The organism is Pedobacter frigidisoli, from assembly GCF_004331675.1.
GTDB classification, from domain to species: Bacteria; Bacteroidota; Bacteroidia; order Sphingobacteriales; family Sphingobacteriaceae; genus Pedobacter; species Pedobacter frigidisoli.
This window is the reverse complement of record NZ_SJSN01000009.1, coordinates 190,926-205,623: the sequence shown is the minus strand read 5'-3', so window position 1 is coordinate 205,623 and position 14,698 is coordinate 190,926. Positions and strand designations below refer to the sequence as shown.

At 37.0% G+C, this 14,698-nt stretch carries 14 protein-coding genes and 1 other RNA gene; 7 read left to right on the top strand and 8 right to left on the bottom strand.

All coding sequences use genetic code 11. The features are described from left to right. Window position 1: 1 nt before the first annotated feature. Entirely contained in the window at window positions 2–1,078 is a 1,077-nt protein-coding gene (locus EZ449_RS13165) for an aminotransferase class V-fold PLP-dependent enzyme (protein ID WP_131559490.1), read from the bottom strand. 105 nt (window positions 1,079–1,183) lie between these two features. Between EZ449_RS13165 and EZ449_RS13160 the strand changes: the two genes are divergently transcribed. The 3 genes from EZ449_RS13160 (at window position 1,184) to EZ449_RS13150 (ending at window position 2,564) form a co-directional block, all read left to right on the top strand. Beyond that, entirely contained in the window at window positions 1,184–1,654 is a 471-nt protein-coding gene (locus EZ449_RS13160) for a DinB family protein (RefSeq protein ID WP_131559488.1), read from the top strand. A gap of 110 nt (window positions 1,655–1,764) precedes the next feature. Then, window positions 1,765–2,142 carry a VOC family protein gene (locus tag EZ449_RS13155; RefSeq protein WP_131559486.1) on the top strand — a complete coding sequence of 126 codons (378 nt, stop codon included), beginning with the start codon at window positions 1,765–1,767 and terminating at the stop codon, window positions 2,140–2,142. Window positions 2,143–2,279: 137 nt separating this feature from the next. Continuing rightward, entirely contained in the window at window positions 2,280–2,564 is a 285-nt protein-coding gene (locus EZ449_RS13150) for a hypothetical protein (RefSeq protein WP_131559484.1), read from the top strand. Between the two features lie 112 nt (window positions 2,565–2,676). Here EZ449_RS13150 and EZ449_RS13145 read toward each other — a convergent pair whose 3' ends face one another. From EZ449_RS13145 to EZ449_RS13130, 4 genes are all read right to left on the bottom strand, one after another. Beyond that, on the bottom strand, window positions 2,677–3,819 hold the full coding sequence (locus tag EZ449_RS13145) for a glycoside hydrolase family 1 protein (protein WP_225872311.1): 1,143 nt from the start codon (window positions 3,817–3,819) through the stop codon (window positions 2,677–2,679). A 32-nt stretch (window positions 3,820–3,851) separates the two neighbouring features. Further along, entirely contained in the window at window positions 3,852–4,997 is a 1,146-nt protein-coding gene (locus EZ449_RS13140) for a glycosyltransferase family 1 protein (protein WP_131559480.1), read from the bottom strand. A gap of 19 nt (window positions 4,998–5,016) precedes the next feature. Next, window positions 5,017–6,141: a UDP-galactopyranose mutase gene (gene glf, locus EZ449_RS13135; RefSeq protein WP_131559478.1), complete on the bottom strand. Its 1,125-nt coding sequence runs from the start codon at window positions 6,139–6,141 to the stop codon at window positions 5,017–5,019. Window positions 6,142–6,259: 118 nt separating this feature from the next. After that, a complete protein-coding gene (locus EZ449_RS13130; protein ID WP_131559476.1) occupies window positions 6,260–6,853 on the bottom strand; it encodes a YciE/YciF ferroxidase family protein in 594 nt (197 codons plus the stop codon). Window positions 6,854–7,059: 206 nt separating this feature from the next. On the opposite strand from EZ449_RS13130, the gene EZ449_RS13125 reads away from it, so the two are divergent. From EZ449_RS13125 to EZ449_RS13115, 3 genes are all read left to right on the top strand, one after another. Beyond that, on the top strand, window positions 7,060–7,662 hold the full coding sequence (locus EZ449_RS13125; protein WP_131559474.1) for a hypothetical protein: 603 nt from the start codon (window positions 7,060–7,062) through the stop codon (window positions 7,660–7,662). 167 nt (window positions 7,663–7,829) lie between these two features. Next, window positions 7,830–8,771 carry a manganese catalase family protein gene (locus EZ449_RS13120; protein ID WP_131559472.1) on the top strand — a complete coding sequence of 314 codons (942 nt, stop codon included), beginning with the start codon at window positions 7,830–7,832 and terminating at the stop codon, window positions 8,769–8,771. 167 nt (window positions 8,772–8,938) lie between these two features. After that, window positions 8,939–9,586 (top strand): response regulator transcription factor, encoded by a 648-nt coding sequence (locus tag EZ449_RS13115; RefSeq protein WP_131559470.1) that lies wholly within the window; start codon window positions 8,939–8,941, stop codon window positions 9,584–9,586. Between the two features lie 109 nt (window positions 9,587–9,695). Here EZ449_RS13115 and ssrA read toward each other — a convergent pair. The 3 genes from ssrA to EZ449_RS13100 all read right to left on the bottom strand — a co-directional run bounded on the left by ssrA (window position 9,696) and on the right by EZ449_RS13100 (window position 11,889). After that, window positions 9,696–10,061: a transfer-messenger RNA gene (ssrA, locus tag EZ449_RS13110) on the bottom strand. 174 nt (window positions 10,062–10,235) lie between these two features. Then, window positions 10,236–11,429, bottom strand: a complete 1,194-nt coding sequence (locus EZ449_RS13105; RefSeq protein WP_131559468.1) for a pyridoxal phosphate-dependent aminotransferase — start codon at window positions 11,427–11,429, stop codon at window positions 10,236–10,238. A 61-nt stretch (window positions 11,430–11,490) separates the two neighbouring features. Then, complete coding sequence (locus tag EZ449_RS13100; RefSeq protein WP_131559466.1) at window positions 11,491–11,889, bottom strand: DUF1573 domain-containing protein; 399 nt, start codon at window positions 11,887–11,889, stop codon at window positions 11,491–11,493. Between the two features lie 168 nt (window positions 11,890–12,057). Here EZ449_RS13100 and EZ449_RS13095 point away from each other — a divergent pair, with 168 nt between their 5' ends. Continuing rightward, window positions 12,058–14,481, top strand: a complete 2,424-nt coding sequence (locus tag EZ449_RS13095; RefSeq protein WP_131559464.1) for an alpha-ketoacid dehydrogenase subunit alpha/beta — start codon at window positions 12,058–12,060, stop codon at window positions 14,479–14,481. Window positions 14,482–14,698 lie beyond the last annotated feature (217 nt).

Genomic DNA, 14,698 nt, shown 5'->3' with positions numbered 1-14,698 from the left:
ATTACTTTTGATCTAAAACGGCTAGCATTTTATCCAAATCATCCATCGCATTGTAGAAATGGAAAGAAAATCTGGTTCCTGCACCACGAGCAGAACATAGAATTTTAGCACTCTCTAATTTAGCAACCATTTCCTTTTCTAGTGGCAGACTGATAATATTGGATTGCACCTTTCTATTCAGCATTTCATCGCTAATCAAACCTCTATCGTGAAAAGCTGTTCTTGCCTTTTGACTTATCGCTTGGATGGTTTCTTCGATAAAATCTAACCCTAAAGATTGTAGATAAATCAAGCTTTGGTTCATCGAACCGAAATTTAGAGTATCTAAATGTCCTGGTTCAAAGCAAAGCGAAAGGTAATCTCTGCCTGTTAAAAATGTTGCGGTTGGCAAGTTATTTTGCTTTCTATCTTTATAAAATTCTGCTTTTATTTGATCAGAAAGAAAAGCATAACCATTGCCATAACCTGATAAGAGCCATTTATATCCACTTCCTAAAACGGCATCAAATCCTGATGAAGCAAAATCAAACTCACCTGTACCCATAAATTGCGTTGCATCGCCAATTAGAAGTAAATCGGGGTAGGTTTCCTTAATCTTCTTGATAAATTGCGGATCGATTTTAATACCGCTGATGTATTGCACCATGCTAAATGCAAAAACCGTAGGCTTAAATTCTGCTATTGCTTTTAAAATATTCTCTTCCAAATGTTCGTTAATCCCTATTTCAAAATGCTTAAAGCCGCCGCTGGTGATGGGATAATTTACCGATGGATAATCTTCAGTAAGTAAAAGAAAACGGTGATTTTTATCGAATCCATTGAGAATTATATTAAACCCAACAGAAAAATTCTGGACGAGGTAGGTATTTTCAAACTTTGCACCGAACAGCTGTGAAACATTCTTGCGGAGATCGTTGATGATCTTTCCATTCTCAAACCTAAAAACACTTCCATTTTCTGCGAAATCTTGATCGTGGGTATTTCTCCAAGCCACTAAATCATTAGAAAGCATACCAGAATTGGCCGTATTTAAATAAGTGTAATTATTAAGGATCGGAAATTGAGATGGAAAGTTCATGCCCAAATTTAAAATAAATCATCGAAATGAATGGCTGTTTTATCTTAATCCTTAAAAACCTAACAGTAAGATGATTGTTAGATTGGTAGTGTTAATTTAAAAACTATGGAACAAGATATTTTAATCTCAGAATTAAAAAATTTGCTGAATGGCGGCACTGCACATGTTGGTTTTAAGGATGCTGTAGCGGATTTGCCGTTTAGTTTGTTGGGCGAGCGACCGCATGGATTGCCTTATAGCATTTGGCAGTTGGTTTCTCATATTAAGATTGCCCAATGGGATATGCTTGAGTTTAGTAAGGATGCCAATCACAAATCGCCAAAATGGCCTGATGAATATTGGCCAGAAGCCACAGCTCCAAAGGATGAAGCCGTATGGAATGAAACCTTAAAACAGATAAATGAAAACCTAAGCGAATTTATTTTATTGGTGGAGGATAAGAATCTCTTTGAAACTATTCCGCATGGTGATGGCCAAACTATATTAAGAGAAGCGCTTCAGATAGCAGATCATAATGCCTACCACATTGCCGAAATAATTGTTTTAAGGCGATTATTAGGCGCCTGGAAAAGCTAAATCATTGTCTTGTTTGATCCGTGAAGTTGTCTCATATTACCTGATCAATCTATTATTATATCAATAACTTTATAAACGCCCCCAATTAATTTCACTAAAATATAATGATCATGTTAAAAGATTCAAGAGTTTTTAGTTCCTTTTCAGTAGATGATTTGGACAAAGCAAAAGCATTTTACCAAGAAATTTTAGAATTGGAAGTGGTTGATAATCCAATGGGATTAATAGAAATTCATTTTCCTAATAATAATAACATTATGGTTTATCCAAAGCCCAATCATATTCCTGCAACTTTCACGATACTTAATTTTAATATTACCAATATTGAAAGTATTGTCGAGGGACTTACCGCAAGGGGTGTCGTTTTTGAAAAATATGATGAAGAATACATCAAGACTGATGAAAAGGGTATATCTCATGGTAATGGCCCAACTGTAGCATGGTTTAAAGATCCTGCGGGCAATATTTTTGCTGTAATGGAAGAATAGAATTACGAAAAATTGTTTTCTCCACATTTTTTTAATCTGAATTTTAGTTTAGTGTAAAATTCTTGTTCCTTAGGGATTCTTTACTCTTAAAAGGGATAAATTTTGGTACATTTAAATGGATTAAAACTTTATCATATATGGAAAATATTGAAGAATATGTAAAGATTCCTAGCTTCCTTAATCGAATCAAGTCCGAATGGCCAGGAAAAATTGAAAGATTTGAGTTCAAAACGCCCACGGTTATTTATGTCCATCTCAAAGAAGGTATTTCTAGCATAGATTTTCTTGGAAGTTTGTCCTTAAAGATAGAGCGATTTATAGATTTTAGTATTCCAATTATTTTATATCACGTAGAGCGGGATGGGCTGAATCTTCGTTCACATCCAATTAATTGGTATTCAACTTTAGATAGTGCCTCATAACGAACCAGATTTTTTGTTGAGGACATGCATATTTAGTTATTGGAAATATTAGTAGTATGATGAATATTAACATGGTGTTTGTATTCATATACTGATTAATGCAAAATCTAAATTACAGTTGAGTAAGCTTATCAGTATAACTCATGGCTATGCTTAAGCTTTTCATAGCCATTTTAATGCCCTCCGCATAAGGTGTATATATTTTTCGCTGACGTGGACTATCGGCATCTGCATCCCATAGGCCAGAATGGTGCCAATAATGTAAATGATCCCAATCTGGCCTATCGATAATTGGATAGAGGCAAATTCCCTCAAGCGGAATTCCCATTATTACAGCTTTAATACATTCTTTAGCAATCAATTCTATCCAGTTAGGCCGATGTTCGCCTGGGTGGCTTGTTTCGGCAAGTACAATCGGCTTGCCATAGCGTTCATAAGCTTCAAAAAACAATGTTGAAAGTCCTTTCCATCTTGGATCTGGTTCTAGGTTTGCCCATGGTAAACCCGAAAAATCGCTAGCCACCCATTGATTGTTATAGTAGAAATTGAATCCCATGTAATCTACAAGCTCTAACGAGCCACCAAGTTCTGGACACATCTTACCTGTAAGCATATCTGTAGCCTGAAATTGCACTTCATGTTGTTCGGCCGCCTGCATTACCATTTCAATATCTGCATCAAGTGCAGGTACAATGTTTACGATGGGCTCAGTAGTCATGATTAAGATGGTTGGATTAATTTGTTTCATTGCCTTAATGGCATTAATGTACGCCCTCACCAAACAATACTTTACATCCCAACCCATACCTCTGGCATAAGGCGTAGTGCTGGCATGATCTCCGCCTAGCCAGGAGATAAAGCCAACTTCATTAATTGGCGTAACAATCAATTGCTGATCTGGGCAATGCGTTTTGTGGAAATTTGCAAAGGCACTGCAAATTGCCACAAAACGATTTTGAAAATGTGGATGAAGAGGTGTAAGGTCATCAGGATATCCAAAATGGCAGATATCCCAAATTTGCTGAATACCTGTCGACTTTGCTGCGGCCATCATTTTTTCTACTACTGAAAAATCATAAACGTATGGTGTTTTTTCTACTTGGCTCCATCTAATACCCTCTCTTACAGTTGAAATTCCAAAGTCTGTTAATAATTTATAATCACTAACTAGGTTGTCTAAATGACCCGTAATGGTTAGTAAATCCACACGGTTTCCATAGTGGTTTAGCTGATCTGAGCATTCGAAGCCAGCCATCCAAAACGATTGGAACGGAGATTTATGTCCCATTAGCTCGCCAACAGTTTATTTATTTCCTGAAGTGACCATATCATGTTCTTTTTCATATCCTCGAAAGTATTGTCCCACGATTTATCTTTTAAAAACAAATCGACATTTTTTAACCAAGTGATGTTATCTTTTGCTGAAAGATATTTTTCAATAGCAATAATAAATTCATCAGCATTAGCTGCAATTTCGACCAATCTTTCTATTCCATAGGGCTTGATAACGTCATTAATAGGAGTGGAGACTACTCGAAGACCAGCCGCTAAATATTCTGGCGTTTTGGTAGGACTAATAAATCGAGTAGAATTATTAATTGCAAAGGGTATTAATGCTATATTCCAGCCCGATAAATAGGATGGAAGTGTATCGTAAGACTTTTGTCCTAAATAATGAAGATTCGGCCCACTTGGCAGTGAATCTACAGAAATCTTAACAATTGGTCCTAGTAAAATTAGCTGCCATTCAGGGCGCATTTCTGCTACCTGCCTAATCAATTCAGCATTAAATCGTTCATCAATTACGCCAATAAAACCCAATTTAATTCCGCTTATATTTTTCTGATCTTCGGGTTCGTTATTTAGTGTTCTTGCTAAACTAAAATGTTCCTTATCAATACTACTTGGAAATACGTGAATATTATCATGAAGATGACGTTTTACTTCATGTAGTGAATGGCCGCCCGTGAAAACAATATCTGCAGTTTTTAATAAAGACATTTCCAATGCTACAAGATCCTTGGGTGCAAAATCGAATGCAGAAAGTTCGTCCATACAGTCAAAAACGGTCAACCCTGCAGAGAAATGATCTGAAAAACGGAGCGACATTGGAGTGTAATACCAAAAAATCCAATCTTTTAGGTTAGCTCCATCCAGAAAATGACTAAGAAGCGATCGCATGATTGAAGTCTCATCCTCATGTTGCATTTCGGCAGGAAGGTGGGGAATTAAAATGGTGAGATTGTCATTCTTCTTGTGAGCCGAAATTGTTGGTAATGCTGGTGAATCATAAACGGGTTCTTCTAAGAAAAACACATTAATTTCCTTTGCAAAACGGCTCATGAGATGTTGTGGACGTTGAAAAACAAAATCCCATCGCAGGTGTGAGAAACACAATAAATTATTGGGTAAACCAAATTGTTCTATTTTCATATATGATTTAGGGTAAATGTTAAACTTGTACTGCCTCTTTAAAATGTTTTCTAACGGTTGTTAAAGCCGATGCGATGATTTGATGCATATCATAATATTTGTAAGTTGCCAATCTACCTCCAAATATTACACGCTCCTCCTTTTCGCATAACGCTTTATACTGGCTAAACAGCTGGTCGTTATGCTGATCATTTATTGGGTAATATGCTTCTTTTCCTGGCTTCCATTCTTCAGGAAACTCCTTTGTTACAACCGTTTTGTCTTGATTTCCGAATTCGAAATGCTTATGTTCTATGCTTCTTGTATATGGAATTTCCCGTTCAGTATAATTAACTACAGCGTTTCCCTGATGATTGTACTCGTCATAAACCTGATGTTCGAATCTCAAACTGCGGTATTCAAGCTTTCCGTATCTAAAATCGTAAAACTGATCTATATTTCCTGTGAATACGATATGCTCTGCCATTGATGACCATTTATCTCGATCGACAAAAAAATCGGTATCAAGTTTAACTTCAATATTATGCAAAAGCGCATCTATCAGTTTATTATATCCGCCAATTGGAATGCCTTGGTACTTATCATTAAAATAATTATTATCGTAAGTATATCGTACCGGTAGTCTTTTGATGATGAATGCAGGCAAATCCTTAGCCGATCTGCCCCATTGTTTTTCAGTATATCCTTTAATCAACTTTTCATAAATATCCTTTCCCACTAAAGATAGAGCTTGCTCTTCTACGTTTGTGGCTAAACCACTAACAGCGTTAATTTGAGCGCTAATTTTTGCTTTTGCTTCCGCTGGAGTTCTTACACCCCAGAGCTGATAGAAAGTATTCATGTTAAAAGGTAAATTGAATATTTCCCCTTTATAATTGGCAATTGGACTATTGGTATATCTATTAAATTCTACAAATGAATTAACATAATCCCAAATGTGCTTATCGTTTGTATGAAAAATATGTGCACCGTACTGATGTACATTTATACCTTCGATATTTTTGCAATATACATTGCCACCTGCATGATTTCTCTTATCGATTACCAAACATTTCTTGCCCAATTTAGTCGCCTCATGCGCAAAAACGGCTCCGAATAAACCACTTCCAATTATTAAATAATCATATTCCTTTTGCTTTTCCATGAGATTTTTTGGGTATTTTAGATCAGAAGCCGTACTTATATCACATTCTTCAGATAAGATCATTATACGAAAAGGCCCAGTTTTTGGGCCTTTTCGTAGAGATATTGATATCGTATTCTTACTCGTTTGTAGCAGCTTGATTTACAAAGCTTACCGCACATTCTGTAAGTGCAACGTCTGTAGCTTTTTCGTTTTCAAGTGTTTGAGCCAATAGTTCAGCTACATCAGAGCGATCCATGTTCTCTGCGAAAACTCTCAAAGTACCGTAGGTAGCGATTTCGTAGTGTTCTACTTTTTGCGCTGCAAGAATTAATCCCGCATCACGGATCATTGTTCCTGCATCTGTATCTTCAATGATGCCGTTTGCTTCTTCCAATAAGCCAGCCATAGCATCACATTTTTTTGCAGCAGGTTTTTCATCTAACAGACCGAAAACCTGTTCTAAAGTTTCAATGTGTTGCTGTGTTTCCTGTGTGTGTTTTTCAAAAGCTGCAGCAAGCTCTGGACTAGTCGCTGCCTTTTTCATTTTCGGAAGCGCTTTAACCAAATGTTTTTCAGCCCAGTAAATATCTTTTAACTCATCTACAAAGAATTCATGAAATTCTGATGGTTCTATTTTGGCATTTGTTACCGTTGCTGTTTTTTTTGCTGATGTTTTTGTCGAAGTTGCTTTGCTAGCTGGTTTACTAGCCGTTTTTGTTGTAGTTGCCATATCTTACTTTTTTTAGTTTTTGTTTTTTAATTGATATGCTAAAAACTTACACGCGGTACAAATGGTTTTCAGTTTAATTGAAACGGGTAGTTTACCATTTTTTGGCAGGTATTTAGCGCAGAAAGTGTTCGATACGTGAATTGAGCCTATTACAAGAATATTAAAACAATTCTTCAACGCCTATGATTTTAGATCATATAAATCAAATGGAAAAGGAAGACTTAATACCCAGCCAGCAGATTGGTAAGCAAACCGATGCAGAACAAGAAAAATTGTTTTCTTCCCCAAAAGCTGCTGGTGAAGCATATCACCTAGCCATGGTAAAACTACTAGATGTAAATGCTTGGCATAAAATCTCAGGTATTGATACAACCTACTTCGAATTATTCGATCGAAATGGAAATTCACATCATCACACCGCCAAGGAAAGCGACTATATACGTATTGATGTTTCTGGAGCGGTTGCGAGCGAGGGCAAATGCTATTGGGTTTGTATAGAGCACATGGAATGTTATTCTCAACATGAAACTGATGTAGAATTTACACTTTTTGTTGCTCGGCCCTGTAAGGTTCCGGGTGAGATCGGTGGGAGTGTAGCCCACTTTTTTACAAATCGGGCGACTTCCACGTTTATGGTTTTTAGGCGAGGAAATGTATTAACCGCTGGAATATATGGACGTAATGAAGTCGCTAATACAGTTCCAGATGGGATGTTAGATAAATCTCGAAATGTGGTCTATAAAAATGGCAGTGCGGATGGAATGTCGTTTGCGCAGTGGCAACTGGTGCTTGCTGGTATTCTGGCTTAAAGTTTAAATAACACTAAAATATAGGTAATTGATGTAGTTGGTTACGTGCTTAAATTTAAAATACCTGTTTTTTTTATAATGAAAACCAATCAATCTTTTTTCATGTGTTTATGCTGAAGATTACAAATAATCTTCATCATCCTAATTACTAACAAAACAAAAAGCTTATGTTTCATCATTCAAAAGATTTACAGTTTAACGCAAGGGTTTCCAGGCCAGATCCAGTATTCGCAAACATTCTTTTAGAACAGTTTGGCGGAGAAAATGGCGAGCTCGCAGCAGCCATGCAATACTTTACACAGGCATTTGGTGCCAAGCAGCCGCATCCAGATAAATATGATATGTTAATGGATATCGCTACGGAAGAGTTTAGCCACCTTGAAATTATTGGCGCAACCATACAGATGCTATTAAAGGGCGTTAATGGAGAATTAAAAGATGCAGCCGATGCATCGGAAATTATGCAGGTGCTTGATGGTAAGGCTGCAAAGGAAAATATTATTCATGCTGCATTATCTGCAAATCCTCACTTTGTAATGTTGAGCAGTGGTGGGCCAAGACTTGCAAATAGTCAGGGTATTCCATGGTGTGCATCTTATATTCATTCCAATGGCGATCTTACAGTAGATTTACGCAGTAATTTGGCTTCAGAATCAAGGGCAAAGTTAGTTTATGAGCACCTGATGAAGTTTACAGATGATCCTTATGTGAAAGAAACACTTTCTTTTCTAATGACCCGAGAAGTTGCCCATTACAAAATGTTTGAAGCAGCTTTAGATACCATTAGCCCCAACTTTCCTCCTGGCGTATTGCAAGCAGATCCAAGATTTACCCAGCAATACTTTAATATGTCTCCAGAAAATCCATTTACTGGTCCATGGAACCAAGGCGAAATGCCAGGTATGGGCAAAAACTGGGATTTTGTGGAAGATCCTATAGCTTTTGTTAAGGAAACAGCTGGACTGACCGATCTCCCAGACCGAAAAGCTGAGGAGTTAGAAGAAACTGAGGCTTTGAATGTAAAAATGAGTGAAGAGAAAAGTGCAGAAGTAAAGGCTGCAGAACCCGATGGGATAGCTCAATGGAGCGATTATGAGGAGAAAAATTAGGTTTCTAAATGTTACACACCGGGCAAAAAGCCGTGCCCGGTTGTGTATTAATACTCGAAAATTGCTTCCATAAATATAAACAAAACTTTCCGTAATCGGGAATGTTCTGACTGTGCCTGACTCTCTCGAGAAACAAACCAAACTTGCCTTGATCACGCCTAATCAAAATGAAAAATATTTTTATAGCTGACGATCATAAGGTCATTAGGAGCGGACTTAAAATGCTTCTTGAATCTACCAATCACTACAAGGTTATTTCGGATGCTGGAAATGGCCAAGAGGTAATTACTGCAATAGAAAATGGAATACAGATAGATTTAATAATTTCAGATATTACCATGCCAGTTATGGATGGGATAACGATGTTGAGAACCCTAAGGGAAAAACAATGCCGCATACCAGTATTAATTATGTCCATGCTAGATGATCAAGCGCATTTATATCAGGCCATTTCCGCAGGTGCCAGTGGTTTTCTTACCAAATCTGTCGATTCCAATGAACTCTTTTTTGCTGTATCTAAATTACTTGCTGGGGAGCGCTATGTATGTTCATTTTTGGCACTAAAAATTATTGATCAAGTTGTTGAAACAGAAAATTCTCAACTTTTTAAAGTTAATATGCCAGAGTTTTCTACCCGTGAGGTCGAAATTCTTCAACTCATAGGGCAAGGACTTACAAATGCGGAAATGGCTGATAAACTGTTTATATCCCGCCGCACTGTGGAAGGGCATCGCCAAAGTCTTATCGATAAAACAGGCGCTAGAAATACTGCTGTCTTAATGCGTTTTGCCTATACAAAAGGCATCATCAACTGATAAAATCATTTTTTTGATGAGTGGGTGCAATAAATTTTGAGATAAAAGGAGATTCGCCATGAAAAAAAATCCGCGAGATTATTGAAATTTCGCGGATTCTTTTAAGGATCTGTGGAGCCGAAGGGAGTCGAACCCTTGTCCAGTTGTGAGATAAATTATACCTTCTACATGCTTATTTTTCAATTGATTTTCGGGAAATAAACGGGCTGAAAACCGACCTTATTTAAATCCTTAGATACTTTATCTCACTCAAAGTCATATCTCCTTTAAGCCAGCTTCGTTGTTTCGATGCCCCGGATTCTAACCCAACAATGCAGCAGTTAGAGGGACAAAAGCTAGTTAGTTCTAAACTAAGCAGCTAAGGCGTAAGTATTTTCGCCAACTAAAATGTGATCGTTCACTTTAAGTGCTCTCCGAACAACGCACTGCATGCTAACATAACTTTCGCCACCCCGTCAAATCCAAGAACGGCCCCAATTTTCAGTTTGCAATTATCAATTATCAATTATCAATTATCAATTATCAATTATCAATTATCAATTGCAAAATAGAACAGCAAATATACAAAAAAAATGGTTAATTGTTTAAATCGGTTAACTGTCCATGTACTTAAAGCAATTAACCAATTTAAACAGTTTAACACTTAACCTTATTTGCCGGGATATTGCTGTAAAGCTATTTCTAGGCAATCCATCGATGCATTTAAATCATCTGTATTTAAAACATAAGCCATCCGGACTTCGTTTTTCCCCGATCCCGGGGTAGAATAGAAGCCAGTTGCTGGCGCCATCATTACCGTTTGGTTATTATGGCTAAAATCTTCCAACATCCATTGGCAAAATTTATCAGCATCATCTATCGGGAACTTAGCCACCACATAAAATGCACCACCAGGATTAGGACAAAAAACGCCATCAATATTATTTAGACGGCTCACCAATGTATCTCTACGCAACGTATATTCCTTATTTACTTTTTCGAAGTAGCTATCTGGCGTATCTACTGCTGCGGCACCAGCAATTTGTTCAACCATTCCTGGGCTTAATCTAGCTTGTGCAAACTTTAAACCTGAAGCAATAACCTCCTTATTTTTAGTGATTAAACAGCCTAAACGAGCACCACAAGCACTATAACGTTTTGAAACTGTATCCATAATCACCACGTTTTCATCTAATCCATCTAAGAACATTGGAGAAATAAATTCCCTGCCATCGTAACAGAATTCACGGTAGGCCTCATCAGAGAATAAGAATAAATCGTATTTCAAGCATAACGTTTTTAACGCTTCAAGCTCTTCTTTCGAATATAAATAACCTGTCGGATTGTTAGGGTTGCAAATAATGATGGCTTTGGTTTTATCGGTAATCAATTTCTCAAACTCAGCAATAGGAGGCAAGGCAAAACCATTTTCTATGTAGGATAGAATTGGCTTAACCACAACGTTGCTCATACAAGCAAAGCCGTTGTAATTTGCATAAAATGGCTCTGGAATAATTATTTCATCACCCTCATTTACACAGGTTTGCATAGCAATTGTAATGGCTTCAGAACCACCGACAGTTACCAATATATTTTCTGGTTTAATATTGTATCCCAGTTTATTGTAGTATTCTGTCAGCTTTAAACGGTAAGCAAGGGTTCCTTCAGATGGCGTGTATGCCCAAACATCAAAATCGATATTTTTGATCGCATTTAACATGCCCTCTGGAGTTTCAATATCAGGTTGACCTATATTTAAATGGAAAACCTTTTTACCATCTTGTTTAGCTTTATCTGCAAATGGCGTTAACTTTCTGATTGGCGAAGCAGGCATCTGCAAGCCTTTTTGTGAAATTTTTGGCATGGTACAAAAATAAAAAAGTCCCGATGAAAATCGGGACTTTTTTAATATTATCGTTTAAAAATTATTTTGATACTGCTGCAACAGTTTCACCCTTAATGTAAAGCACTTTAATTGGTGTTTTAGCATTTGATGTAATGGTTACTGCTTTCGAGAAAGTCGATGGACCAGCCGCCGCATTAAATGTTACTGAAATTACACCAGTTTCACCTTTTTTCAATGGAGTAGAAGTGTATTTTGGAACTGTACATCCGCAACTTGCCTCAGCCTTGGTAATAATTAAAGGCTCTTCACCAATATTGGTGTATTTAAAATCGAAAGTTACTGGTTTGTTTAAAACAATTTTACCGAAATCGTGTGTTTCAGATTCAAATTTAAACTCTGCAGGTTTAGCTGCGGTTTGTGCATTAGCAACAATACCGAAGCCTAAAACAAAAGCGAATAATACTAAGATCTTTTTCATGTTATGTGATTGTATTTATTTTTTAAAATTTCTAAAACAAATTTAATGTTTTCATTCTAAAACAAAAACTATTCCACTTATATTTTATTAACCCATATATAATTTTACATAAGAGGATAAAGGCAAACTTTTAATTTTGTATATATTTGCCACAACCAATATTTGATTATGACGCAGAATGAAAAATTTATAACCAACTCTATTGATGCTTCTGAATTAAGTTTCAACGATTTTAAATCTATCGTTATAAACGACTACAAAATTGCCTTTGAAAGTAGGCAGGCCAGTGTTTTAGGCCGTAGGGAGGTATTAACAGGTAAGGCTAAATTTGGCATTTTTGGAGATGGTAAAGAGGTTCCTCAGGTTGCAATGGCCAAAGCATTTAAGAATGGAGATTGGCGCTCGGGTTATTATCGAGATCAAACCTTTGCTTTTGCCACAGGTATTTCTACAATTAAGGAATTTTTTGCCCAATTATACGCAAATCCCTCAAATGGGGCAGATCCATTTTCTGGCGGGCGACAAATGAATTGCCATTTTGCTACAAAATCTATTAACGAGGATGGAAGTTGGAATGATTTAACACAAATAAAAAATTGCTCATCAGATATTTCCCCAACTGGTGGACAAATGGCTCGTTTGGTAGGGTTGGCTTATGCCTCTAAATTGTTTAGGGAAAATAAGGAACTGTCATATTTAAAGAATTTTTCTGTTAATGGTAACGAAGTTGCTTTTGGTACAATTGGCAATGCATCAACATCAGAAGGGGTGTTTTTCGAAGCAATAAATGCTGCCGGCGTTTTGCAAATTCCAATGGCGGTTTCCATTTGGGATGATGCTTATGGGATTTCTGTGCCAGCGAAATATCAAACCACAAAGGAAGATATTTCTGAAGTTTTGAAAGGTTTCCAACGCGATGAAAAAAATGCCGGCTACGAAATTTATAAGGTTAAAGGTTGGGATTATCCCGCTTTGTGCGAAGTTTATGAAAAAGCAATAAATGTTTGCAGAGATGAACATGTTCCCGTTCTAATTCATGTTATTGAGCTCACTCAGCCACAAGGTCATTCTACGTCAGGTTCTCACGAACGATATAAATCTAAAGATCGTTTAGCCTGGGAAACTGAACACGATTGCATTTTAAAAATGCGGGAGTGGATGCTAGAATCGGCAATTGCAACGGAAGATGAGATTTTAGAAATTGAAAAAAAAGCAAAAATATTTGTTCGTAATGCACAAAAAGAAGCTTGGAACGAATTTTTGGATGATATAAAACCCGAGCAAAAAGAGATTATCGATCTAATTAATGGAGTCGCAAAACATCAACCAGAAATAGCGAAAATTTCTGCGAGCCTCTCTTCTACAGCAGATGCCCAACGTAGAGAAGTGTTTACTGCTGCCCGCAAAGCCATACGTTTATCGGTTAATTTTGATTCTCCAGAACGCAATGCATTGTTGGCTTGGTATAAAAAAAACAGGGAGCTTAATCACGATAGGTACAATTCGAAACTGCATACTGGTGGCGTTGAAAGCCCTAATATGATCCCTGTAGTTGATGCGGCTTACGATGATCTATCGAAAATGGTTGATGGTAGAGAAGTTCTTAATGCTTGTTTCAACGAAAACTTTGCTCGCGATCAGCGCTTGGTCGCATTTGGCGAAGATTTAGGAAATATTGGCGATGTTAATCAAGGTTTTGCGGGCTTACAGGCGAAATATGGGGAACTTAGAATTACCGATACCGGTATTCGCGAGATGACTATAATGGGGCAGGGTATTGGTTTAGCCATGCGTGGATTGAAACCAATTGCCGAAATTCAATACCTTGATTATTTAATTTTTGCATTAAATGTTTTGAGTGATGATTTGGCCTCACTTTCATATCGTACAAAAGGAATTCAAAAAGCACCAGTAATTGTTCGTACACGTGGACACAGGCTTGAGGGTATTTGGCATTCGGGTTCGCCAATCAGCATGTTGTTGGGCTCTTTAAGGGGATTACATTTGTGTGTGCCTCGAAACATGACCCAAGCTGCAGGCATGTACAATACACTTTTTAGGGCAGATGAACCCGCTGTTGTAATCGAGTGTCTTAATGGATATCGCCTAAAAGAAAAATTACCTACAAATGTTGGTGAGTTTACGGTTCAATTGGGTAGGGCTGAAGTTTTGGAAGAAGGTACTGATATTACAGTTGTTTCTTACGGATCATCATTAAGAATTGTTCAAGAAGCAGCGGAAGAGTTAGCCTTATTAGGAATTTCTGTTGAGATTGTTGATCCACAGACCCTTTTACCTTTCGACATTACAAAAGTTTGTTCAGCATCTCTAGCAAAAACCAATAAACTTTTGGTTGTGGATGAGGATGTTCCAGGAGGTGCATCGGCATACATCCTCCAAAAAATAATAGAAGAACAAAAAGGATATTTTTATTTAGATGGTCAGCCAAGAACACTCTCGGCAAAAGCACACAGACCACCATTTGGCTCAGATGGCGATTATTTCAGCAAGCCATCTGTAGATGATGTAATTGAGACGATTTATCAAATGATGCATGATGCAAATCCTGTAAAATTCCCACCCATTTATTAATGGCTACAGGGCGATAAGTATTCAAAATATTTACAAGACATTAAAAAAAATAAAGAATTTACATAAGGGTAAAAATACGGTTACATAGTAATCGAATTTTTATATACATTTATACATTATCCCTATTAGTGTGTCTTATGCCTCAATTTATGTCCCATGTGAAACATTACGTTTCACGAAAAATTATATTGTCATTCTTTTTTGATTTACAAAAATC